Here is a 24,183-nt window from a genome sequence, read left to right as displayed (position 1 = left end):
CCAAAGGGAAACCCGGAGAGATAGACTACTCCGGGCTTATTTCATTTAAGCGTTCAAACAAAGAAATTAAGATTTATTTTCTTTCACTTCTTCAAAATCAGCATCAACAACGTCCTCTTCCTTGCCGCTTGCGTGCTCAGCATCACCTGCAGCACCTCCACCTTGATTTGCTTGCGCATCAGTTTGTGAATACATTCTTTGCGCTAACTTGGCAGAAGCGTCTGTGAGCTTTTCTGTTTTCTTTTCAATCACACCTTTATCATTACTCTTAATGGCTTCTTTTAGCTCAGAAACCGCAGATTCAATATCAGCGCGCTCTTTAGGATCAACTTTATCGCCCAGTTCTTTCATAGATTTTTCACTGGCATGGATCAAACTGTCCGCATGATTTCGAGCAGAAACAAGTTCATGGAATGCTTTATCTTCTTCAGCATGTACTTCAGCGTCTCTCACCATTTTTTGTACTTCATCATCGCTTAAACCGCTTGATGCTTTCACAACAATGGATTGTTGTTTACCTGTGGCTTTATCTTGAGCAGACACATGCAAAATACCATTGGCATCGATATCAAAAGTCACTTCGATTTGTGGTGTTCCTCTAGGTGCTAAAGGAATATTGGTTAGATCAAATTGACCTAAGAATTTATTTTGTGCTGCTTGCTCACGCTCACCTTGGAAAACACGAATTGTAACAGCGGTTTGGCTATCTTCAGCGGTTGAGAAGACTTGGCTCTTCTTCGTTGGGATAGTGGTGTTTTTCTCAATCAATTTGGTCATCACACCGCCCATTGTCTCAATACCCAATGATAAAGGTGTTACGTCGAGTAATAAAACGTCCTTCACTTCACCCGATAAAACAGCACCTTGAATCGCAGCACCTAAGGCAACAGCTTCATCAGGGTTCACATCTTTACGAGGCATTTTACCAAAGAAATCTTGTACAACTTGTTGTACTTTAGGCATACGTGTCTGACCACCTACTAAAATAACGGCATCAATTTCAGCGGCAGTTTTACCTGCATCTTTCAATGCAGTACGGCAAGGTTCTAATGAACGTTGTACCAATTCATCGACCAGCGACTCAAATTTCGCACGTGTTAAACGCACATTCATGTGCTTAGGGCCAGATGCATCAGCTGTGATATACGGTAAATTAATATCGGTTTGTTCGCGTGTAGAAAGCTCAATTTTAGCTTTTTCAGCGGCTTCTTTCAGACGTTGCAAAGCCAAAGGATCTTTGTGTAAATCAATACCTTGATCTTTCTTGAATTCATCGGCGAGATATTCAATTACACATTCATCAAAATCTTCACCCCCTAAGTAGGTGTCGCCATTGGTGGCCAATACTTCAAATTGTTGTTCGCCATCAATATCAGCGATTTCAATAATAGAAACGTCAAAGGTACCACCACCCAAGTCATACACAGCGATAACGCTATCGCCATTTTTCTTATCCATGCCATAAGCAAGCGCTGCAGCGGTTGGCTCGTTAATAATACGTTTAACTTCAAGCCCAGCAATCTTACCAGCATCTTTGGTAGCTTGACGTTGTGAATCGTTAAAATAAGCAGGAACAGTAATAACGGCTTCCGTTACTTCGTGTCCCAAATAATCTTCAGCTGTCTTTTTCATTTTTGCTAGGATTTGAGCAGAAATTTGGGGTGGCGCTAATTTGTCTTTACCACGACCTTGTACCCATGCATCACCATTGTCAGCCTTAATGATTTCATAAGCTACTTTTGATTTTCTCAAAGCAGCGTCATTGTATTGACGACCAATCAATCGCTTAATCGCATTATAGGTATACTGCGGGTTGGTCACAGCCTGACGCTTAGCTGTTTGACCTACCAGTCTTTCATTGTCCGTGGTGAAAGCAACAATAGAAGGGGTTGTTCTATCACCTTCACTGTTCTCAATCACGCGAGGCTTGCCATTTTCCATGACCGCGACACAAGAGTTGGTTGTTCCCAAGTCTATACCCACCACGACGTTTCTTGCTGACATGCTCTTACTCTCCAATTCAAAAATAAATAAATCTAGTTACTCTGTATAATGTGGCCATGATGCGCGTTTTCAAGCGCATCAACTATCATTTTTTTGTATTATCTGCTTCATCTTTAGGCGTAATTGCACGAGAAACAACTACTCTTGCAGGACGCAACAATCTTTCATTCAAAATGTAGCCTGGTTGAAACACAGACACCACCTGATTAGGGGGACAATCATCTGTTTCAATGATAGAAATGGCTTCATGGAAGTTAGGATTAAAAGCTTGTGATTCAGGGTTGATTTGTAAAATACCCTCTTTTTCCATCACATCTAATACAACTTTACGTGTTAAAGCCATTCCTTCTAATACATCTTTTGCTGTCACGTTGTCATTATTGCATTGGGTTAAGCCCTGCTCGATGCTATCAACAACTTGTAGTAATTCGCTAGCAAAGCGTTCTAGCGCAAACTTTTTTGCATTATCAACTTGTGTTTGTGAACGTCTTTGAATATTTTGTAGATCTGCTTCTTTTCTGAGCAATAAATCCCAATTTTTTTGTGCTTTATCATTTGCTTCATTGTAAGCTTGTGTTGTTTTCTCAAGCTCCGCCTTCAAGGACTTGAGTTCTTCTTCTAAACTAAGCTTAGGCTCTTGAGTGGGTGCAGAATCATCAAATCGTTGCGGAGGCATATCTCCCTCTTCTTGCTGACCTTGCGTCCATAGACTGGTAGGAGAATCATCGTGTGCAGCCATTGTTATTAACCTCTATAAAGCTAGTATAATTGCTTAAATATATAAAATACGAGTGAATAATGGGGTCTAATTTTCATTATCCAAGGCTGTGCTCAACATTTTTGCAGCCAAATCTACGATGGGGATTATTTTGTTATAAGGCATGCGTGTAGGGCCTATCACACCCAGAACACCAACTAACTTTCCATCCACCGAATAACGAGAAGTTACGATGCTATAGTCACTGAATACATCGTAGCCAGACTCATCACCAATGTACATTTGCACGCCATCTGTCTGTAGACACTTATCTAAAACGTGCAATATCTGGTGTTTTTCAGTAAAAGCTTGAAACAGCTTTTGTAACTGGCTCATTTTGACATAGGCGGGATCAGATAACAAATTTTGCTGTCCAGCTAAAATATAATCTGGGTTATTTTTAGCACAAGTGAATGCCTTTCCAGCAACATCCACAACCGCTTGCATGAGGCTATCCATTTGTAATTTATCTATCTGCAAAGATTGTAGAAGTTCCTGACGTGAGCTTAGTAAATCTCTACCAACAAAATGCTGATTTAGAAAGTTACTAGCCTGAGTAAGTTCACTTGCCGTATAAGGCTTATCAGTAATGATAAGACGGTTTTGTACTTCTCTTTCATTTAAAACCAAAATAACTAAAACACGATTGTCTGAGAGTGGCAGAAATTCTACGTGCCTTAAAATCAAATGCTCTCGCTTGGGCAGCGTTACAACCCCAACCATGCGTGTTAATTCTGATAAAACTGTTGATGTCGTGGTTAATAAATCATCTGACAACTTATTTGCTTCAAATTTTTCCTGAAATTGTTTTAGATTAACTTCATCAAGCGGATAAATAGTACGCAAACTATCGACAAAAAATCGCAAACCCAATGACGTAGGAATTCTACCAGCGGATGTATGCGGAGAAACCAAATAACCTTGATCTTCCAAATCGCCTAATACTTTCCTAACCGTTGCGGGGCTCAATGAAGTAATGGCTTCATTCACTAATGTTTTGGAACCCACAGGAACGCCATCTCGCAAATACAGCTCTACTAAATGCTTGAGCAGTAATTGTGCACGTTTTGAAATTATCAAATCACTCATAACATTCTTTAATCTTTGAAGCTATATGCGTTTTGGGAATTAAAATTAATTTAATCAATTAACATAAAAATACTTTCCTCTTAACTTACTTTACAAGAGGAAACTTAAAGTTAATGATATGATATACTAAATTTGCTCATTATTTAAACAACTAGCATGGCTAATTTATTTTCGCATATCGGAATTATTGGTAGACCAGGCAATCCTGAAGTACAAAGTACTTTATCCTCTTTAGTACAATTCTTGCAATCTCAGCACCATACTCTTTCACTTGAAAGTGAATGCGCTGAAATTATCAGTATTAAAGTAAACAAATTAAGCAAAGAAAAGCTAGGCGAACTCTGTGATTTAATCATCGTGGTCGGTGGTGATGGTAGCTTTTTAGATGCTGCACGCTCCATTGTGAATTGGGGACGCCCCATGGTCGGGATCAACCGTGGTCGATTAGGTTTTTTAACCGACATATCTCCTCAAGCATTCAAACAATATTTATTACCTATCTTGCAGGGAAAATACCAAACAGAAAGCAGGTTTCTATTGGATATGACACTGATGCGAGACAATCAAGCGATTGGATCTAGCTCAGCCTTAAATGACGTAGTGCTCTATTCAGGTGATATTGCACGTATGATTGAATTTGAGGTCAGAATTAACCAACAGTTTGTTTATCGACTACGCTCAGATGGCCTTATTACAGCAACCCCTACAGGCTCAACCGCCTATTCACTATCAGGAGGAGGGCCTATCTTGCATCCAACACTTGAAGCCGTTGTGCTGGTGCCCATGCATCCTCATACACTCACCAGCAGACCCATTGTGTTGGATTCTGACGATAAGATTGAATTACATATTACGTCTGCAAATATTTTGCACCCACGTGTCAGCTGCGATGGGCAAGTTAATTTTAATGTGCTACCCAACGATCGCATTCTAATTTCTAAGAAAGATAAGCTATTAAATCTTTTACACCCACTGGATTATGATTACTACCACACTTTAAGAACAAAACTGAATTGGAGCATTTAATAACACGTATGTTGCAGCATCTCACTATTCGTAATTTAGCCATCGTTCAAGAAGCAGAATTAGACTTTAAAAAAGGTATGACTGTTATTACAGGCGAAACAGGAGCCGGTAAAAGTATATTACTCGATGCTTTAAATCTGGTATTAGGGCATCGTGCTGATATTGATCTCATCCAGCCCGGGCAAGAAAAAGCCGAAGTAACCGCACTCTTTGATGTGAGCCATCTGCCAGGTGCTGTTTTATGGTTAACTGATTTAGAGCTGAACAGCGAAGAAACTGAAAGCTGTATTTTACGACGTACCATTTATCAAAATGGTCGCTCACGAGCTTATATCAATGGCATTCCCACAACAACGCAACAGTTAAGGCTCTTAGGCGAATATCTCGTCCAAATGCATGGTCAGCATAAACACCAAGTACTACTACAACCACGTGAACAACTCCGCATATTAGATACGTATGGCAAACATACACAGGAAGTTGATGCATTAAAAACGCTGTACTATAAAATAGAAAAATTACTACATCGCAAACAAAAAATTACCGCTACCGATGGTTCTGCGGACTACCAAATTGAATTATTACAATATCAAATTGAAGAAATAGACAACCTACAACTACTCCCCAATGAAGTTCAAAGACTTTATCAAGAACATGATCAGTTAGCGCATGCAGATCATACTTTACAAGCCTGCCAAACAGCGCTTGACTCGCTGGATAATGAAGAGTGTGGTAATGCGTTGCAACTTGTTCATCAAGCCAAGCAGTCGCTCAATAACCTATTTGATAAATATGAAGCGCTTAAAAATGTAAAAGAATGTTTAGAGAACGCTTGTATACAACTGAATGAAACTGTATCAGAACTTTCTCATTTCATGGATAATTTAGAAATTAATCCAGAAAAACTCAGCGATATCACGCAAAGACTAGACAGAATTCACGACATTGCAAGAAAACATAAGATTGAGCCAGAACAGCTTTATGCTTACCATGAAACATTAAAAACCAAACTTGCCACCTTAATTGAACAAAATCAATCCATTGATGAAGTGGATGCTCAAATTGACATATTAACCAAAGAATATCTGAAAATTGCAAAACAGCTCCGTCAAAAACGCAAACAAACTGCAAAAAAATTGGAAGATGAAATCACCAAACATATCCAGACCTTAGCTATGCAAGGTGCGGAGTTTAAAGTTTTATGCGAAGCCACTGCTGAAGCGAATGGCTTAAGCCCTTCTGGTTTAGATGAGGTAACCTTTTGTATTTCAGCCAATATTGGACATCCACCCAAACCCATTCACAAAGTTGCTTCCGGTGGTGAACTATCCAGAATCAGCTTAGCGCTTGAATTAACAACGCTGAAAGATTTACCCTCTCCAACTTTGATCTTCGATGAAGTGGATGTGGGCATTGGTGGTAAAACAGGTGCAATCGTAGGACAATGTTTACATACGCTCAGCCATAACCAGCAAGTAATCTGTATTACCCATTTGCCACAAGTAGCTGCCTTTGGCGATCAACATCTTTATGTATCCAAGATGAAAACAAAGCAACAAACCCAAACCACTGTGCATGAATTAACGGAAGATGAACGCGTTGATGAAATTGCCAGAATGCTGGGGGGAATTGATATTGGTGCGGAAGCACGTGCTCAAGCAAAGCATTTGCTTAAGCAGGAAAAACAGGCTGTGGGTGTTTAAAACATGGTTAGTTTAAGCATTCCTAATATATACGATGGCATCACGAGTTATTTTACTAATGAACGAAGTGAATGGCTCTCTTCCCTTGAAATCAAGGGAAGAGGCTCGCTAAAGCGAGCAGATGGATTTTTTAAAACATTATTTTGAAAATCCTTCTCTGCACCTAAAGGTGCCTCTTTCTTTGATAACAAAGAAAGAAAATTGATTCGCACAACGAATCAGTGTTGTTCATTGAGAAAGGAAGCAACACCAAAAAATGAGTGGCGAAGGCTACTGACAATCTCCGCATGTACCATACAAATAAAGACAATGATCTGTAATTTTAAAAGAAAGTTTTTCTGCTATTTCTTGCTGACGCTTTTCAATGATATCGTCAACAAATTCTTGAACATGACCACATTTAATGCAAACTAAGTGATCATGATGCTCGCCTTGATCCAATTCAAACACAGCATGCCCTGTTTCAAAGTGATGTCTTACGACCAAACCCGCTGCTTCAAATTGTGTAAGCACACGGTATACAGTAGCCAAACCAACATCATCTCCAGATTCTAATAACTGCTTATATACATCTTCAGCACTGATATGACGAGTAGCAGAACTTTCCAAAATATTTAAGATTTTGATCCGGGGCAAAGTCACTTTTAAACCCGCTTTACGTAATTCGGTATTTTCTAGTTTGACATCTGTCATATCACTAATGCCCTTGCTTAAATTATTCGCTAAAAATCCAGAGTAAGCTATCACAATTATTTATCGTCTGCAAGATAAGCGCGCAATACGAAGGATATAGTTGATTGATGAAGTTCAGCATGTTAGCCTTTGCATGCTTAAAAAATAATTAACTATGCGTCTAAAAAACTATGAAAAAACAATTAATAAAAGCGATTTTCGTTGGACTGACACTGTTACTTTTAAATAATTGTGCTTTCAAGCCCTATCGCTTTGCAATTCAGCAAGGCAATACTATATCTGAAGAGAAAGTTGCTCAACTTCAACCTGGTATGAATGAAGATCAAGTACGCTTCATCATGGGAACACCTCTGTTGCAAGATGTATTTCACAATCAACGCTGGGATTATGTTTATTATTTAAAACCTCGGCATGGCGACATTGAGCGCAAGCACCTTGCTGTTTTCTTTGTAAATGGCAAAGTCGATCATGTCATTCACGATCAATCACCTACTCATGCAATGAAGCAAAACGCGTAGGTCTTACTTTTTTGTGCCTGACTTTCTGACGCGCTTTCTTCTGCTGCACTCTTGCTTTGCGCGCATCGATTGCACTTTGTTTTAAAGGCAAATAAATTTCTACTCTGTCCCCATCTTGTAAAACAGTATCCATTGTCGCAGCTTTGCTATAAACACCAACAGAAAAACCACAAGCCTCAAGCAATGTGACTGTAGGAAAGTCTGTAAAATAGGACAAAATACCTGACAATTCTATCGCTTGACGTATATTTGCATTAGCTTCAATTTCAATTGCAATTATTTTTTGCAATTCGGTAGTCGCAGCAGCGACTTCAATCTTAATCATATAATTTTTTCGCTCTTTTACTAAAAATTTCAACCATGCTATAAGCCAAGGCACTAAAGACAGGCCCCAAAGTCAATTTCAACAATGTATTCTTCATTTCAAAATCAAGCTTCAGATTAACATCTGAGCCTTGAGAGCGATCCGTAAATACCCATTTCCCTCTCAAATATTCAAAAGGCCCATCTAATAGAAGCATTTCTACTTGTTTATCTACAATCAAATTATTTCGTGTTGAAAAACTAAACTGTAAAGGCCCTTTTTGAATAAATAATGTGGCACAAAGCTCATTCTCTGTTTTAGATAAGATCTTTGCATCAACACACATGGGCAAAAACTCAGGATAACGTTCAATGTCATTAACGAGCGCATACATGTCAGCAGCGTGGTATGGCAGTATTTGTTGTTGTGTAATGATAGGCATAAGCTTGAAAATGTAAACTATCGTATTTTTTGCAGGGAATGAGCTTTATCTTCTTTCCGAGAAGCTCGACGACTGGCCTTATTGTACTATTTTCTTTGATTGTTATATAGTTTAAAATCGCATAGATATTTAATTTAGTTCAACGGCTTAATCCGGCAGATACATCATGAAAAAGAAAAAAACTGAAGAAAACAATCAAATTGCCGTAAACCGCAAAGCAAAATTTGAATATAGTTTTGAAGACACCTTAGAAGCAGGTATTGCGCTCACAGGTTGGGAAGTAAAAAGCCTTCGAGCTGGGAAAGGAAATATTGCGGATAGCTATGTTATTTTGAAAAATAATGAAGCATGGCTCCTAGGCTCTCAAATTGTCCCTTTAAATAGTGCATCAACCCATGTCACAGCGGAGTCACAACGTACACGAAAACTTCTCCTAAATAAACGTGAAATAAGAAAGCTTATCGGCGCAAAAGAAAGAGATGGCTACACCATTGTCCCCTTGAAAATGTACTGGAAAAATAGCTTTGTCAAAGTACTCATCGCAGTTGCGAAGGGTAAAAAGCTGCATGATAAACGTGAAACCATCAAAGAACGCGATTGGCAACGCAGTCGCCAACGCATCTTAAAAAAGTAATCTACATCTTAATTTTACTTTTTTCTTTTAAAATAGCGTCTAAAAGTACTCGAACCTCCGCAATAGCATCCGATAAATTAGGTCTATCTTTAGGATCTGACTCTATCATCCGTCGAACAAGTTCACACCAAGGCATATCAGATTGGACTCTTAATTTTTCTACAATAGCCTGATAATGTTGCTGATATGCTTGCTTATAATCAGCAAATTTTTTATCTCGGTAGGCATCAAACACATCTTTGGTTAATAATTCGTACAATAGCATACCTGCTGCAAATACTTCTGTTTGTAAGGTGAAATCACACAAATCTGATGTCTCATTTTGTAGAAACAACTCAGGTGCAATATGTGTACCTCTGATTTGACCTTGTGCTGGCTTTCCCATTTCATTTTTGAGTGCGCATCCAAAATCAATGATGTGTACGGAGGGGAGGGCAACATCTGTTTTAACAGCTGAATACAAGATATTCCAGAGATTTAAGTCTCCATGATAATAACCAACCGCATGTAAATTTTGCAGCGCTTCTAAAACCTGCAATCCAACCTCAAGACTTTCTTGGTATGAAGAAAGCATATGATTTTGTTCATAGAGATTTTGTGCGTCTACATAGTCAATGAACAAATAACGCTTCCGCATACCTTGTGCATTTTTTCGGTATAAAGAACCATGAAATCTGCCCAAAGCTTTATTGACTTGCTCCTCAAGCATGAGCTGCTCTTGTACTGCCTCCCCAATCTGAGCTCGTGCTTTTTCTAGCTTTAACTGAATTTCTGTCTCTTCTATTTTTTGTGAACCCAGTTTTGAGCAATACAGATCTTGGCAATAAGCGACTGTATCATCAACACGCTCTATTTTCACAACAACTGCCTGTCCTGAGAGCAAATCAAGTGCTTTTTTTACCACACCATAAGCGCCTGCCCCTAAACGCTTTAGCAATGCAAAATAACGCTCATTGCTTGTAATAACAATTGAATGCTCTATTGTGCCTGTTGTATCAACATAATTGGTACTATCTGCGCGTTCAACAGCAGAAAAGGCTCGATAGCGATGAATTTTTAAGATAGTCGCAGAGCTGTTTTTAATTTTACGTACAGATTCAAGCATATATTTTTTACAAGCCTATCCAGTGTTTAAATAAATTGTATTTGTGTCAAAGAATAATGAAAGTTAAATAACAACTAAAAATCAGATGACTCACATTGCTAAGATCTATTAGGGTATAGTAAAAATTAACTCAAGGTAATATCGAAGGTAATATCTATGCTAAACGGCACAAATACTTCTAAAGAATCAGAAGAAACAAAGACAGGCAATGATGCAACCTCTTATGCCATTGTGCCATACATAGGCCAACCATCAGCAAGGTCTACAACACTTGAATCCGAATCTGATTCTTCTTTTTTTGCTAAATTTCAATATGGATTTACTTTCTACACTGTATCTGTTCTCCCACGTATATTACCTATTTTAAGAAATAACCGACCTTGGTGGTCTACTATCATTCCCGGTTTGAAGCTTGGTGCAATCCCCATTGCAGACTGGGAGCATGGCTCTTTATTATTGGAAGAATCCTTCCTAGAAAGCAGAAAGCTTGGCTTGGTTGTTTCTTGTTGCGGAGATTTTGAGTTAAAGGGTAATGGGCTACTTGCACTCACCCCCGTATCACCACACTTTTGGGTAGAAAAAGATGTCACACATTTGCAAGTGAAAATGCGTGATTTTGGCGGCGATGTACCATTAGAGCAAATTCGTATTGCAGTAGAACAAATGCATCAATGCATTCACAATGGAAAAACCGCCTATGTGCATTGCAAAGCAGGTAGGGGTCGCAGTGTCGTTATGGTTATTTGCTATCTCATGCAATTTCTTGATTACACGCCTGAGGAAGCAATTGCTTTTGTGCGAGAAAAACGTCCTGAGATCTCTTTGTCAAAAGCACAATATCATTTTATTGAACAATACAGAGCTGAATATAGATCTGATCTCACACCACTCTACTCAAAAACATCAGAACAAGAAATGATGCTTCGCCCTGTGAACATATCTCCTTCTTTTGTGAGTACACCTTCTTGGCTCGCAAGCACTCTTTGGTATATCGTGACGCTATTTAATCGCAACACTGTTGATCAACATTGTCGAACTTTGGAAACCTATTTACTTCAAGATTTTAGCGCGCTATTAAGAAATTTAAATGCTGGCCAAATACGAACTTTGCATGCAAGTCTGACTGGACAAAGGCCTTATACACAAGATCTTGTTTGGTATTATCCCATTTATGCAGCAGGACAAGCAGCAAGAAATAACAATGTACCACAGGTCGAAGAGCTTACTTTAGAGCTAGATAAGAAATTAAAGCTCTAAACTATTTTTCAATAGATGCTTTACTTTTATTAACAGTATGTCTAGAATTTTCAAACGATAGCCATTAGTACTTCAATTTGTAACGATGGCTTAAACTCTCGGGGTGCACAGTTGTGCTGAGATGATCAATTTATTTGATTGAACCCGCTGAACCTGCTCTGAATAATATCTGCGGAGGGAAGAGAAATGTTTGACTATGCTTTATTTTTATCAATTTCACTTATTAAATACTTACCTTATTTATTCCACATGCCCGATCGTTGATCGCATCTTATTATTTTGAAATTTTCAAGCAATTATAGTCTTCGCACATGACTATCGCTTTTTCTTTTGCTTTGCATTTCAAAATATTACTTCAATTCTTTTTCATTAGAAACTGTCTCAAAAATAGTAAGAGGTGCTTATGCATGTTCCTTTTTTACTCAATTGGTATCTAAATCCTTATCACGCACCTTTAGTGGTTGCTCAAGAAATGGGATTTTTTGAAAAATATGGTATCGATCTTGCCATTATAGAACCAACCAATCCCAGCGATGTCACAAAAATCATCGGAACGGGTGCTATTAAATTAGGGCTAAAAGCCATGGTACATTGTTTCGCTGCACGCGCACGCGGTTATGCAATTCAATCTATCGCTACTGTATTAGATGAACCGCCTACAGGACTTATTTCTCCTTTAAAGCAGCGTATAAAACACATCGCAGACATTCAAAATAAACGCATTGGTTATGTGGGTGAATTTGGAAAAATAATGATTGATAATCTTGTACAAGAAGCAGGTTTTCCGATTAATTGCTATGAAGCTATACGCGTTGGTATGGATGCCACACAAGCCATTTTAACAGGTCACGTTGATGCTGCAATTGGTATTGCTAGCTTCCAACAAATAGAACTTGAAGCAGCGGGCATGCCTTCCTATTTAATGCCTATTGATGAAATGGCTCAATTAGGATGTTGCTGTTTTTGCTCTATTCAAGTCATCGCACATGATTCATTTTTACAAGACAACCATCAAATGATTCATCGCTTTTTACAAGCGTTACAACAGGGGTTACAAGTAACAAAAAAAGATCCCGAGCAAGCGTGGAAATGTTTAATAGCGACAAAACCCAGTTTAAATAGACCTGTTTATCAGAAAATTTTTCAGGCAACGCATCCTTATTTCTCTTCAGACTTAAAAAATGTTGATAGAGATTGGCAAAAAGTAAAAAATTATGCACAGCGCCTAAAGATCACAGACGCTCAACTCTCCCTCTCAGAGTGCTATACCAACCGTTTTTTCTCTCCCGTTTAATCATTGCAGTACAAGGAAACAAATGATGTTTACACAGATCGATGAAAAAGAAATAACACGCGCTATTATCCATGAATACCATGCTCAACTTGACTCAGCGGTTGAATCAGATGTGATTATCGCTGGTGCAGGCCCCTCAGGACTGGTTGCAGGTCGATATCTTGCACAACGTGGCTATAAAGTCACCATCATAGAAAGAAATAATTATCTGGGTGGCGGCATGTGGATCGGTGGCTACTTAATGAATAAAGTCACTTTGCGTGCCCCTGCTCAAGCGATTTTAGATGAATTGAATATTGCCTATAAAGAATATAAACCAGGGCTTTTTGTGGCAGACTCCGCTTTTTTTGCTTCTGGTTTAATACGAGGTGCTTGTGAAGCAGGTGTTACATTTTTGAATATGACCATTGTTGAAGATGTTGTTGTTAAAAATAAAGTATTAACTGGCTTAGTCATTAATTCTATGCCTGTCACACAATTGCCCAGAATGATCACTTGCTTAGATCCTATCATCATTGAATCTAAACTCGTCATCGATGCAACAGGGCATGATGCGATTATTTGCCGATTGCTTGGTAAAAGGCAAATGCTGGAATCTAAAGGGATGGGCCCCTTGTGGGTAGAAGCCTCTGAAAAAGAAATTGTAGCACGCACAGGAGAGGTATTTCCTAACTTAATCATTTCTGGGATGGCTGTATCAGAAAAATGTGGCTTACCACGAATGGGACCTACCTTTGGTGGTATGCTGCTCTCTGGCAAACGCGCGGGAGAAATTGCTTGTACGGCACTAGAAACTAAGCAACGAGAAACAACTAAGTAGGATATCTATACAAATACCTGCCTTGGCGCGCTTATACACAAGGCAGGTATACAAGTAATGATTTACTTGCCTTCTTTCTTTTCTTTTTTAGCTTGACGCTTTTCTTTCAAAGTTTTTGTTGGTTTCTTTTTTTCTTCTTTTTTCTTATCTTGACCTTTTGCCATAATAAGCTCCTCATTAACTCGTTTATAACTAAACTAAGCTTGATATTTTAACCATTATAAAATAATTTATCTAGCCATACGGGATTTCATGCTTAGTTGTTAAACTAAAGGTAATATCATGTCCTATCAAATTTCCTTTGAATCTTCCCCTTCTCAGCAAGACACCCAAGTACTCTGTGACGGCATTTCTACGCATGCTCAGAAAATGAAAGGCCTGCAGGTCATCGACTTTTTTGCTTTTTTTATTCGTGATGCACAAGGAAAAATTCAAGGAGGCTGCAATGGCGACAATTTATATGGCTGCTTATACATTGGGCAACTCTGGGTTGCAGAACTCTTACGCGGACAAGGCTATGGTACAAAATTAATGCAAGCAGCTGAACAATATGCAAAAGAGCGGAATTGTAATTTCATGACTGTGAACACGATGGATTGGGAAGCGCTCGGATTTTATCAAAAACTGGGCTTTGAGATTGAATTCGAACGGCATGGCTTTGCAAAGAATTCCGTTTTCTATTTTTTGAGAAAAAATCTTATCACACAAGAAAAAAGCAAACCCTCTCCTGAAGCTTAAAAGCTCAGGGAGAAGGTTTATTGTGCATGTTCTCTATTGTGAAGAGCGAGGTGTTCGAGGTGGCGAGCGATCTTCGGATGACAATTCTCGTTCTTTATCTGGATCGGGCACAATTGCTGTTGTCGTCGTGGTTACTCCGACAGATGGCATAAAGGCACGCTCCGTATTTTCTATCATTGCAAACTCATCATCCGATACTGTCGTATCAGAATCTGTTGTTGAGGGACTGGATGGCAAATAATGTTCCAAACGCCTCATAGAAGCCGTTAATTCTGAACGAGTATGGTCAAATTTTATACGGCTCTTTTCAAAATCTTCTATATCTCTATGTAGCGCGTCTAATCGTTCTGATAAACTTTTATAATGTTCTTGCTCTCTAAGGAGTGCTGCTCTCGTTTGTGCTAAAAATTTCTTCTCTTCGGGCGTTTTCTTATGAAGCAGTCCGCCTCTTCCTTTTAATTGGTCTTTCTGGTTTTTCAATGTATCTAAACTACGCTCCGTTTGTTTTATTTCCCCAGTAATTTTCTCAAGTAATGTCATCAATTTTTCTAAAGATGCCCCAGTTTTTTCAGTTTGGCTTTCAACTGCAGTTATCATTCTTTGACGGGAATTGAATTTTACTTCAGCATATTTTTGATCAAAATGTACATCATAATTACCAGATTCAATGCCAATACGAATCGCATCATTCACTAAACTTGCTTTTGCTGCAGCACTCATCACCAAAGCGGGATCACCTGCAGCAGGGATGGGGACTAAATTTAAAACTTCATTCATTCTAGGGCCAATCACAATTGCGCAATTGTTTGTAGTCATCTTATTTGTTGCTTCATATTGAGAAATAACTTTTCCCAAATGCATATAGTTATGCAAAATTTCTCCTAATGACTCTTTATCTATGTCATTACTCCTCGCTAAATTATCAACAAAGTCTTGAAATGCATTTGCTAATGCTATTTTTGAAGTTTCTTGATCCGACACATTCGCAGCAATCGCTTGCAGTGTGGCTAGTCCTGTCGTGTCTATAGAGGGGATTCTTGTTGTCATGAGTGACAAACTTCGTTTTAGAACATCAACGATAGTATGGATATTTTCACTTGTAATAGGCGGGACTTTCCCTGTTTCCAATATTGTTTGAGCAGCATCGTGGCTGCCAGCAACCCTTAATATACCGCGTATATTCAATAATTCTTCATTATTTTCTATTTGTCCAATAATATCTCTCACCATGTGTAGAATTTCATTATTGCTTAAATCATGTGGTCCTCTTGCTGCCATTTCTGCACCTCAAAAGTTATTTCAAGTTAATTGATATCTTAACGAAGCCTAATATAAAAAAGAAAGGATATATTTAAAAACAACTGAAAATATTAGCTAATATAATGATTACCATCAAATATCTTATAGAATAAAAATTATCAAGCGCACAAGAAAAACTGTATTATTATACAGTTTTTCAAAATAAAACCGCTCATCATAAGTGGCTAGAAAATAGGATGCTGATTAAAAAAGATTGTGGATTTATCTTTTTTTAGGTGTTGTTGCATTTTGGCGATCTCGTTCTTTACGCACACTCTCGCGCTCTCTATCACGCCTTTTTTCACGCTCATGATCATGATCATGGCCTGTTTCTTCTTTATGATAATGATGGCTTTCTGTTCGCTCATCATGATCAGGAATATTACGATTGCCCATACTGCCTTTTCTCCATAAAACTGTACTTAATACTTATATCGTCATTTAAAGGATTTATTAAAGTTTTAAAGAGGGGCAGTAGATATACAGTTTGTTAGTTTATGCAGATATCTTAGGCTAGTGATACAGGTAAATGGTGAAATCATGTGGCATGTAGTCTTGTCTTAATACTACATTCGAAGTGATTTTTTTACAAAATTCAAAAACTTTGATTGGATCTGGATAAAATATCTCAGATTCTTTTTCTATTGATAAAGCACTCAAACTATTAAAAGCAACTCCTTTTTTGGAACATAAAAATAATTTCTCAATTGTATTTTGCATCGAAGACCAGTTTACAAATGTAAAAATGCCACTGGCAATAACATAATCATATGCAACATCCTTCATTGCATCTAGATCGTTGGTTTCAAAATTAAATAGCGGATAACGCTTTTTGGCCTGAAGAACCATTTGATCAACGGTATCAATACCTTTGTACACACCACTAAATTGATTACTTTGCAAATAATCAATCAAGTGGCCTAGGCCACAACCCACATCTAAGATTGAAGATTTAAAAAAATTCTCTGCAATTTCACACAATACTTCAAATCTGATACGTTGAGATTCTGCACTTGCCCACTTTACACCTCGGTGATCAAAAGGATAAGCCTTAGCACTTTCAAAATATATTGCATTATTTCGAGCAATCAATTCAGTCATATTCTTCTCATTTCTTAAAAACTAGGCTTTTAGCTTAATTTATAGTATTTTTTTGATATAGTTTCTCTAGAAAAATCTTCAAATCCTAATGGATCTAAATCTTCTAAATAGTATTGATTAATTTTCTGCATCATCTTGCCAAATTGACTGTTCTTAAATCTGCCAAAATTACCAGAACTGATACTGGATGTGCTTTTACGAAATGCCTCTTTATCATTCTCATTTAAATCTATGAAAATAGATGAAACAACATCCGAGATTTTCATTCTAAGCGTATTTGTGCCAGTTGCATTTATGGCACGTGCTTTGGTTAAAATCATATGTAATGCAACAAAACGAGAAAGTTTTGTCGATTCTTTCTTAGATGATAATAAACTATCTAATGTACCCAACGAATCAAAATTTACATCTTGAAATTTAAGTGCTAATTTATCATAGCGTGTTTGCAATATTTGTATAATTTCTGGACAAATACCTCTATCAGCCATAATTTCTTCTGAAGATTCTGCAAGTGTTTTTTTTGATTTCTTGTTGACGAGTTTAAAATGCGGCAGCATTTCTGCTATGCCATAATATTTCTTACATTCATCAATCATGTGCGAAATTAAAAATTCAATATGCTCTCCATTTTTTGCAGAGATCTCTATCGCAGGTAATCTAAGCGTTGAAGCCAATATACCTAATTCTGATTTTTTTACCTGCCACTCTACTTCTGAGATGTCAGATTTAGCAATAAGCAGCATTTTATAGGCTGTATCTCCTATATATCTATTTGTATCATTCAACCAAAATTCTGCATTTTGCACGGATGCTTTATCACAAGGATCGACGACCAAAAGTACAGCATGCATACCCTTTGGATACAAAAGGGCATTCACTCTACTAATACCTTCCGATGGAACAAAATGAAAACACAATCTAATATCTTTATGCACATGCATCTGACCTTGTGCGAAATCATCCGCTAAAATTTCACTATATTGTCCCTCTACCATCCTTTGTATGAGATGCTTCTTACCAACCTTAGGGTCTCCAGCAAGATATATATTAAAAAAAAATGCTCTAGGCCCAGATGCGCTCATACAATAACCCTAGTTAACAATAAAAGTTCTCTACTCAATGTGGAGCATCTAATTTGAAATTGGTAATTTATTCAAACAATTTTCTACTTTTTGTAGTGTCATTTTCACAAAAAGATCGTCATCATCATGTTCAAAATACGCCTCATCTCCATAGAGTGCTTTCATCCACTCTTTGGTTAAGTATTGTGGACTATATATTTCTGAAATTGTGCAATATGAAATGTAATTTGGATGCTCTTTGTTGTATACCGATAATTGATAGATATAGGCAGTGCCTTTGCTTCTCTTTGCCTCATGCATCCATTTCATTGCAGGGGCAGATAAATTTATTTCTCCAAAATAAATAGGTGTTTTTAGGATTTCCCAACCAGCATTTTTCAAGGCTCTTCCAATAGATTCACCAGACTGAATCTTTTGATCATGCACAGCACGTAATAGTTCAGGAATGGGAGAAACATAATCAACAACCGCAAAAGTTCTCGTGATTTTCTGTTTATCATGCATCGAATATAAATTTGATATACGGCTATCTGGGAAAATATCACTACATGCATTAATGGTTTCCACACCATAGTTACCAAAGAAATGCTCAATACGTTCACTATTTAATTTTGGTTTTAATGCTGTTGCTGTTTTATCATTAGGTGAAGGCAAGGAAGTGGCACTTAGCATGATTGGAGAAATGAGCGCTAAACAAAAAACAGAGACAGATATACATTTATTGATAATTTTTGTACGCATGATCGTGCTTATTGCAAATAAAAAGATGATTATATCAAATTAAAGCCAGCAAAAAAGTGGCGTGAAGCCTTTAAAACCCGCAAAAATAGCAAGTTAGTTAACTTTTGCAAATCAGGACAGCCATCATTAAGATATCCAAAATTAGAACATCCAAACTAAAAATTCACATAAAATCAAAGGAAAATTAGACGGCCACAGTTAAAAAAATGCAATAATTGAATAATGATTAGCAATTGTGCCTCATCATTGATGACTTTGATTGTAAATAATCTATGATGCGATTAACGGATGAAATATTGAACTAAGATTTGAATGAGTACCTTTTAAGCCTTCGATTCATGACGTGATAATACAGCGTTGCATTTAAATCGATTTGTTCTGAACGAGCTAAGGCCATAAGCTAAAATAAACTTCCTTGTTACTGAAAGAAATTCTAGCTTAAAATCTTCGGATCAAGCAACTTATTGTGGCTGTCCTGTATTTTATCTATTTCTTCTTCGCTCTCTTGAAGCGCTAGTACGAGGCGTTGGATCTTGAGGCTGAGGATGTATACTAATATTTGGGTTACGCAAATGCAAAAACGCAAGTAAACGCGCGGGAATAGATCTTTCTAACACATTTTCTTGATTTTCTTGCTCATTCTCTTGATTTTCCAGAAGATTTCCAATATCTCCTCTCATATTTCTTCTATTGTTACGCACAGGTATAAATGATTGTAACAATTCACGCTGCGCTGCTGGTTCCATGTCTGGCAGAACATCTTCTACATTTACTATCTGAATTCTATTTGACATATTTTTTATCTCCAAATATAAAATAATTGAATATTGCGGTATTTTTAAAAAAAAACAGAGTAGCATATATAATAAAAATTTATTAGATGCTATTATTAGAACTAATTGTTCGATTGGATTAAATAATGATTGATGAGTTACGTGCACTTGCAATCTTTGCCAAGACAGTAGAAGCAGGCTCCTTTCGCAATGGAGCAAAAGAATTAAAGCTGTCCCCCTCTGTCGTCAGCCACCACATTTCTCAACTCGAGGAACGATTAGGGGTTACCTTACTTTATCGCTCTACGCGAAGTCTTTCTCTTACCCAAGAAGGTGAACAATTATTCTTTTCTGTTCAGAAAATGGTACAAGCCGCAGAGAATGGGCTTAATATCATTACTCAAAAATCATCTGAGCCTTCTGGTAAATTAATTATTACTGTGCCAGCTGTTCTCACTCGAAGTTCATTGATTAAAGATCTCGCTCTTTTTGCCAAAACTTTTCCTAAAATCACATTATCAATTAGCTTCACTGATCTGCAGCAAGACTTAATTCGAGAAGGTATTGATCTTGCGATACGTATTGGGGATTTAAAAAACGACACATTAAAAGCGAAAAAGCTTTTTGAAATGAAACGAACACTTATTGTCGCACCAAGTTACATGCAGAGCAGAAAACATCCACGCAAACCCCAAGATCTTATAAATTGGGATTGGATCGGACTTAAAACACGCCCCGATCAAAGAACCTTAGTCAATAAAACAGGCAAACAGTTTCAAATCAATTTTAAACCAAGAATGATTGTTGATAATCTAGATGCTATTTGCCAATTTGCTACTGCAGGATTAGGGCTTGCCACCCCTCCCTCATTTCTGGTCGAAGAAGATATACGTCAGGGCTTGCTCATAGAACCACTACCCGCATGGTCCATCCAATCACTTGGTGTCTATGCGGTATGCCCACCCAATGCAGCCAAAGAATCTTTAACCTTTCGATTGATCAATTTTTTAGAAACGCGAAAAAGCAGCTTATAATCTAAGAACCAAAATTTAAAAAGATGAGCTAAGCTATTTTCTCAATTTCTTAAAATATTCATTTAATTCAAGGGGTGCTAAAACCTCAGCCTTACCTTCTTTACTAAAATCTGTACCTTGATATATCTCACATTTTGAGAAAGATCTATTTTTCCAAGGGTTATGGATCTGTTTGCCTATTTTTGATTTTTCACTATTAAAAGTAACCGAATTTACTAAATCTCGTGCCTTGGTTTCAGAAACAGCACGCACAATAATAGAATCTAATTTTTTAAATTCTGCAGTGGGCCACTTTGGATTAAATGGTGTTAAAATAAATAGCTGCATTTTTTCTTCTTATTTAAGGTAATACATCAGTATTAATAGCCTGGATGGCTTGCTAAAAATTCAATCTCCGCGCTTGTACTTTCACGAGATAATGTTTTATTGCGATGGGGGAAGCGCTGAAATTTTTCTATAATCAACCGATGATCTCTAGCATAATTCAAAAATAACGCTGCAATAGATTTATACTGCTCTGGTGTTTCATTTAACAGCTGCTCAAACAAAGCAACACTTTCATTTTGATCATTCATATTTTCAGAATGCTCTAAAGGCAAGTACATAAAAACCCGCTCTGTTAAAGTCAATGTCTTATCCAGCCCCTGCTTTAAAGCTCTTTTAGCAGCGCTCAGTGCTAAAGCATCATATTCAAACATTTTCGGTGTATCTCTAAAGAGATTGCGAGAAAATTGATCGATTAAAATAATATAAGCTAATGTGCCTTTTGGCAATTCTAAACAATCATCTAATTCGCCTTTTATTGCTTTTTCCCTCAGCAAGCCAAATTTTTCCCTAAGAATATTATCTACTTTTTGATCTTTGACCCACCATATTTTACGATTATAAATAGGTGCCTTTTCATGTTCATAATCGAACCAAAAATTTAATATTTCATCCATTGTTTTGTCTTTTCCTCAGGTTTGATGTTTAACCGTACTATCATTATACAAAAATACATACCTAAATGGATTTCTTAATACTCGCTTATTAGCGAGTCTAGCTATAACCGTGAATATACCCTTCACAGATGATTCTTCGGTGTTGTTGGCTTCGCGTATCTCACAATAGTCATGTATTTTGTATACACTCCTATTGCTCGAACGCTTGCCGCCTAACCGACATTGTACCCTTTACGGGTAAGAATCATCTGTTGTGGGTATATAAAAAGAGTAATTACATCCTTTAATAAATATAAACACAGACTCAAAGCGGTTTGGATGGGTTGATCAAACACATAAATCTTGACAATACAGGCTTCTAACTATAGTCTTTCTGAGCTCATAGAACGCTCAATATTTATTAGAAAATAGGAACTTTGCAAATGCCTTTCAATCTTGATTTAGCGCGAGTAACCACTGAATTTACGATTACTGAGCAGGACAATGCGCAAACAAATCCTGCGGATAGAATAGCTTTAGTCAATGCGTTATTGGAAAATAAAAATTTGCTAAAAATAAATAATCTTGGGAATGGCTTTGACGAACAGGCAAGAAAAAGATTAGATATGCATTTAACAAGCAACTCTCGAGCACTTCTTGACCATACTCAGATAGAAGTTATTTTCTACGGCAATGATAATACTAAAAAGACTCGTAAAAATAACTTTCGTTTTGATGATCCTGCTTTTTATAACGCTAAAAAGATTATATTCTTAAAATTTAGACTTTCTGAGGGTGTTAGTGAAGCAGATCTAAAGCTTGCAACATTAAAATCCTTTATGTTAAAAGAACTCCTAAAATGTCGCCATTTGCAAGACTGTTATTTTTGGGGCTTAATAAATAAGCCTACACCTTTCTTAAATCATCAACAAGAAAATTTATTAGCGCGAATTATATATCGAAACAAAAGATATCTTTCAAAATATAAATTCGATTGGCCTCTTTGGACAGGAATAGTATTTGGCGTAGTAGGCTTAAGCACTCTCTTTTTACCTGGATTTGGTATACTAAAAGGCTTACTTTCAGCTGTTGTTCTTTTCGTCGGTGGCGTTAATGTAGGAGCCACTATTTCATATTTTCGTGAACGATTTTTATTTAAAGTTGGCTATAATAAACTGCAAGAATTAAAAGAAAACAAAATCCCTAATGATGAATCAATAAAAGAATGTTTAATCGTTGGTCAAAATGCAAAGCATTGGAAGGGATATTTCAATAGCTTTTTGAATTGGAAAAGTTATTCACCCCAAAATTACTCTGCTTACGCAGCTGGACTCTATGCCGGCGTTCATCGTTTAAAGGATCAGGAAGAAGCTATTAAGAAATTTCGCCCTAATTAATATTTATTCAACCATTAAAGCAGTTGGCATTAAGGTCTCAAGACCACTCTGTAAATGATTAGTTTTTACCTTAATGCTTGCATCTTCTCACTCAGTCAAAAATCCATTTATATCTTCGACATAGTTCAAGAAAGCCTGTGCAATACCTTTGTCTCGTGAAAAAATTCTATAACCCCGTTTAAAATATGAATACGCTGAATTCATGAATGGTAGAGCCACGAATTGATTGATACAAATAGAATAGCTAACTGACTACTTGAGGTATACCTCCATTCATATTAGATTGGTGTCATTTCATTCTCAGACTATTTCATATATGGCTATTAAAACTGCGCTCATTGGTTTTGGCTTTTCAGGATCGAAATTTCACGCCCCTTTTTTAAAAGCGGTGCCTGGTTTTGAAGTGACGCATGTGGTTTCAACCAGGGAAGAAGAGATAAAGTCAGTTTTCCCCAAAGCACAAATTGTGTCTCAAGAGAATATAGACAATCTATTTGAATCGTCAAAAATAGATTTAGTGATCATTACAACACCAAATTCAACACATTATCACTTAGCTAAGAAGGCTTTATTATTCTCTAAACATGTACTTCTTGAAAAACCATTCGTATTAACTTTGCTTGAGGGACAAGAATTGATCGAGATTGCAAAGAGAAATAATAAGATCTTGGCAATCTATCATAATCGGCGTTGGGATAGTGATTTTCTAAGTGTAAAGAATATCATTAGCTTAGGCGTGTTAGGAAAAATTAGTTCTTTTAACATACGTTATGATCGTTATCGCCCTGAACCCAAACCTCATCGCTGGAAAGAGTCTAACGATGTTGGCTCTGGGACGCTGTGGGATTTAGGGGCACATCTGATTGACCAAGCCCTGAACCTCTTTGGTATGCCAAAATTTCTTAATGCTGAACTTGCGGTTCAAAGAAGTCATGCAAATGCTATTGATTTTTTTGACATTCGATTTATTTACGAAAACAAATTACAAATTCGCCTTTCCTCCAGCTCCATTTGTCTTTTTCCAGGACCTAAATATGAGATTCATGGAACCACTGGGTCATTTATAAAATTTGGTCAGGATCCACAGGAACAAGCGCTCATTGAAGGCAAGTCACCAGAGGATATTGATTTTGGGAAAGAATTTGAACAGTTTTATGGAAAATTAGTTACTTTAAAAAATGGAAAAGTAGTCAGTGAAATTGTTCCTTCTTCGAAGGGTTGTTATATACAATTTTTCAAGCATCTGAAGAATGCTATCAACAATGGAGTGAATTCACCAGTACAACCTGATGAAGCATTAAACGTGATAAAACTTATTTTACTATGCGAAGAAAGTAGTAAATATAAAAAAACTCTTTTAGTAGAGAAAAATTCTGATAATAAATTGATTATTGAAAAGCAAAACTGAATACTGAGATTGATTGCATGCTGCCAGAAGTAAGTGATAGTTTT

The 24,183-nt window shown here is 37.1% G+C and carries 26 protein-coding genes and 1 riboswitch; of the genes, 11 read left to right on the top strand and 15 right to left on the bottom strand.

Annotation, left to right across the window (positions count from 1 at the left end; all coding sequences use genetic code 11):
• Positions 1-66 precede the first annotated feature (66 nt).
• The 3 genes from dnaK to hrcA all read right to left on the bottom strand — a co-directional run bounded on the left by dnaK (position 67) and on the right by hrcA (position 3,850).
• Positions 67-2,004: a molecular chaperone DnaK gene (gene dnaK, locus CC99x_RS02740; RefSeq protein ID WP_057624583.1), complete on the bottom strand. Its 1,938-nt coding sequence runs from the start codon at positions 2,002-2,004 to the stop codon at positions 67-69.
• A gap of 85 nt (positions 2,005-2,089) precedes the next feature.
• Complete coding sequence (grpE, locus tag CC99x_RS02735; protein ID WP_057624584.1) at positions 2,090-2,743, bottom strand: nucleotide exchange factor GrpE; 654 nt, start codon at positions 2,741-2,743, stop codon at positions 2,090-2,092.
• Positions 2,744-2,809: 66 nt separating this feature from the next.
• Positions 2,810-3,850 carry a heat-inducible transcriptional repressor HrcA gene (gene hrcA, locus CC99x_RS02730; protein ID WP_057624585.1) on the bottom strand — a complete coding sequence of 347 codons (1,041 nt, stop codon included), beginning with the start codon at positions 3,848-3,850 and terminating at the stop codon, positions 2,810-2,812.
• A 156-nt stretch (positions 3,851-4,006) separates the two neighbouring features.
• Here hrcA and CC99x_RS02725 point away from each other — a divergent pair, with 156 nt between their 5' ends.
• The gene (locus CC99x_RS02725) at positions 4,007-4,876 is read left to right on the top strand and encodes an NAD(+) kinase (RefSeq protein ID WP_057624586.1); all 870 of its coding nucleotides are present in this window, start codon (positions 4,007-4,009) and stop codon (positions 4,874-4,876) included.
• 8 nt (positions 4,877-4,884) lie between these two features.
• Positions 4,885-6,579: a DNA repair protein RecN gene (gene recN / locus CC99x_RS02720; RefSeq protein ID WP_057624587.1), complete on the top strand. Its 1,695-nt coding sequence runs from the start codon at positions 4,885-4,887 to the stop codon at positions 6,577-6,579.
• A 270-nt stretch (positions 6,580-6,849) separates the two neighbouring features.
• On the opposite strand, the gene fur is transcribed toward recN, so the two are convergent.
• The gene (gene fur, locus CC99x_RS02715) at positions 6,850-7,272 is read right to left on the bottom strand and encodes a ferric iron uptake transcriptional regulator (protein WP_057624588.1); all 423 of its coding nucleotides are present in this window, start codon (positions 7,270-7,272) and stop codon (positions 6,850-6,852) included.
• A 170-nt stretch (positions 7,273-7,442) separates the two neighbouring features.
• On the opposite strand from fur, the gene CC99x_RS02710 reads away from it, so the two are divergent.
• A complete protein-coding gene (locus CC99x_RS02710) occupies positions 7,443-7,790 on the top strand; it encodes an outer membrane protein assembly factor BamE (RefSeq protein ID WP_057624589.1) in 348 nt (115 codons plus the stop codon).
• Here CC99x_RS02710 and CC99x_RS02705 read toward each other — a convergent pair.
• Together CC99x_RS02705 and CC99x_RS02700 are read right to left on the bottom strand one after the other, a co-directional pair.
• The gene (locus tag CC99x_RS02705) at positions 7,762-8,115 is read right to left on the bottom strand and encodes an RnfH family protein (RefSeq protein ID WP_057624590.1); all 354 of its coding nucleotides are present in this window, start codon (positions 8,113-8,115) and stop codon (positions 7,762-7,764) included. The genes CC99x_RS02710 and CC99x_RS02705 overlap by 29 nt on opposite strands.
• Positions 8,108-8,536 (bottom strand): type II toxin-antitoxin system RatA family toxin, encoded by a 429-nt coding sequence (locus CC99x_RS02700; protein WP_057624591.1) that lies wholly within the window; start codon positions 8,534-8,536, stop codon positions 8,108-8,110. Before CC99x_RS02700 ends, CC99x_RS02705 begins: the two co-directional genes overlap by 8 nt.
• Before the next feature lie 166 nt (positions 8,537-8,702).
• Between CC99x_RS02700 and smpB the strand changes: the two genes are divergently transcribed.
• Entirely contained in the window at positions 8,703-9,170 is a 468-nt protein-coding gene (smpB, locus tag CC99x_RS02695; protein ID WP_057624592.1) for an SsrA-binding protein SmpB, read from the top strand.
• A 1-nt stretch (position 9,171) separates the two neighbouring features.
• Here the strand turns inward: smpB and CC99x_RS02690 are convergent, their stop codons facing one another.
• Positions 9,172-10,275 (bottom strand): protein kinase domain-containing protein, encoded by a 1,104-nt coding sequence (locus CC99x_RS02690; RefSeq protein ID WP_057624593.1) that lies wholly within the window; start codon positions 10,273-10,275, stop codon positions 9,172-9,174.
• Positions 10,276-10,431: 156 nt separating this feature from the next.
• Between CC99x_RS02690 and CC99x_RS02685 the strand changes: the two genes are divergently transcribed.
• The 4 genes from CC99x_RS02685 to CC99x_RS02670 all read left to right on the top strand — a co-directional run bounded on the left by CC99x_RS02685 (position 10,432) and on the right by CC99x_RS02670 (position 14,384).
• Positions 10,432-11,532, top strand: coding sequence for a dual specificity protein phosphatase family protein (locus CC99x_RS02685; protein ID WP_057624594.1), 1,101 nt, complete (start codon positions 10,432-10,434; stop codon positions 11,530-11,532).
• 89 nt (positions 11,533-11,621) lie between these two features.
• Positions 11,622-11,729: riboswitch (TPP riboswitch) on the top strand.
• A 206-nt stretch (positions 11,730-11,935) separates the two neighbouring features.
• Positions 11,936-12,826, top strand: a complete 891-nt coding sequence (locus CC99x_RS02680; RefSeq protein WP_057624595.1) for an ABC transporter substrate-binding protein — start codon at positions 11,936-11,938, stop codon at positions 12,824-12,826.
• 22 nt (positions 12,827-12,848) lie between these two features.
• Positions 12,849-13,646, top strand: coding sequence for a sulfide-dependent adenosine diphosphate thiazole synthase (locus CC99x_RS02675; RefSeq protein WP_057624596.1), 798 nt, complete (start codon positions 12,849-12,851; stop codon positions 13,644-13,646).
• A gap of 282 nt (positions 13,647-13,928) precedes the next feature.
• The gene (locus CC99x_RS02670; RefSeq protein ID WP_057624597.1) at positions 13,929-14,384 is read left to right on the top strand and encodes a GNAT family N-acetyltransferase; all 456 of its coding nucleotides are present in this window, start codon (positions 13,929-13,931) and stop codon (positions 14,382-14,384) included.
• A 33-nt stretch (positions 14,385-14,417) separates the two neighbouring features.
• Here the strand turns inward: CC99x_RS02670 and CC99x_RS02665 are convergent, their stop codons facing one another.
• From CC99x_RS02665 to CC99x_RS02640, 6 genes are all read right to left on the bottom strand, one after another.
• Entirely contained in the window at positions 14,418-15,662 is a 1,245-nt protein-coding gene (locus CC99x_RS02665; protein ID WP_057624598.1) for a RhoGAP domain-containing protein, read from the bottom strand.
• Between the two features lie 243 nt (positions 15,663-15,905).
• Entirely contained in the window at positions 15,906-16,079 is a 174-nt protein-coding gene (locus CC99x_RS02660; protein WP_158003210.1) for a hypothetical protein, read from the bottom strand.
• 117 nt (positions 16,080-16,196) lie between these two features.
• Positions 16,197-16,784, bottom strand: a complete 588-nt coding sequence (locus tag CC99x_RS02655; RefSeq protein ID WP_057624599.1) for a methyltransferase domain-containing protein — start codon at positions 16,782-16,784, stop codon at positions 16,197-16,199.
• Positions 16,785-16,813: 29 nt separating this feature from the next.
• Positions 16,814-17,866, bottom strand: a complete 1,053-nt coding sequence (locus CC99x_RS02650; protein ID WP_057624600.1) for a P-loop NTPase family protein — start codon at positions 17,864-17,866, stop codon at positions 16,814-16,816.
• A gap of 48 nt (positions 17,867-17,914) precedes the next feature.
• Positions 17,915-18,607 (bottom strand): hypothetical protein, encoded by a 693-nt coding sequence (locus tag CC99x_RS02645; protein ID WP_141651903.1) that lies wholly within the window; start codon positions 18,605-18,607, stop codon positions 17,915-17,917.
• Between the two features lie 482 nt (positions 18,608-19,089).
• Entirely contained in the window at positions 19,090-19,401 is a 312-nt protein-coding gene (locus tag CC99x_RS02640; RefSeq protein ID WP_057624602.1) for a hypothetical protein, read from the bottom strand.
• A 125-nt stretch (positions 19,402-19,526) separates the two neighbouring features.
• Between CC99x_RS02640 and CC99x_RS02635 the strand changes: the two genes are divergently transcribed.
• Positions 19,527-20,414 carry a LysR family transcriptional regulator gene (locus tag CC99x_RS02635; RefSeq protein WP_057624603.1) on the top strand — a complete coding sequence of 296 codons (888 nt, stop codon included), beginning with the start codon at positions 19,527-19,529 and terminating at the stop codon, positions 20,412-20,414.
• Between the two features lie 33 nt (positions 20,415-20,447).
• Here CC99x_RS02635 and CC99x_RS02630 read toward each other — a convergent pair whose 3' ends face one another.
• Both CC99x_RS02630 and CC99x_RS02625 read right to left on the bottom strand, forming a co-directional pair.
• Positions 20,448-20,741 carry a hypothetical protein gene (locus CC99x_RS02630; RefSeq protein ID WP_057624604.1) on the bottom strand — a complete coding sequence of 98 codons (294 nt, stop codon included), beginning with the start codon at positions 20,739-20,741 and terminating at the stop codon, positions 20,448-20,450.
• A gap of 32 nt (positions 20,742-20,773) precedes the next feature.
• A complete protein-coding gene (locus CC99x_RS02625; RefSeq protein WP_057624605.1) occupies positions 20,774-21,355 on the bottom strand; it encodes a DUF924 family protein in 582 nt (193 codons plus the stop codon).
• A 422-nt stretch (positions 21,356-21,777) separates the two neighbouring features.
• Here CC99x_RS02625 and CC99x_RS02620 point away from each other — a divergent pair, with 422 nt between their 5' ends.
• Together CC99x_RS02620 and CC99x_RS02615 are read left to right on the top strand one after the other, a co-directional pair.
• Complete coding sequence (locus CC99x_RS02620; protein ID WP_057624606.1) at positions 21,778-22,731, top strand: hypothetical protein; 954 nt, start codon at positions 21,778-21,780, stop codon at positions 22,729-22,731.
• A gap of 316 nt (positions 22,732-23,047) precedes the next feature.
• Entirely contained in the window at positions 23,048-24,139 is a 1,092-nt protein-coding gene (locus tag CC99x_RS02615) for a Gfo/Idh/MocA family oxidoreductase (RefSeq protein ID WP_057624607.1), read from the top strand.
• Positions 24,140-24,183 lie beyond the last annotated feature (44 nt).

This window comes from Candidatus Berkiella cookevillensis (assembly GCF_001431315.2).
GTDB lineage: Bacteria > Pseudomonadota > Gammaproteobacteria > Berkiellales > Berkiellaceae > Berkiella_A > Berkiella_A cookevillensis.
The sequence above is the reverse complement of the archived record's forward strand: the minus strand, read 5'-3'. Positions and strand labels throughout refer to the sequence as shown.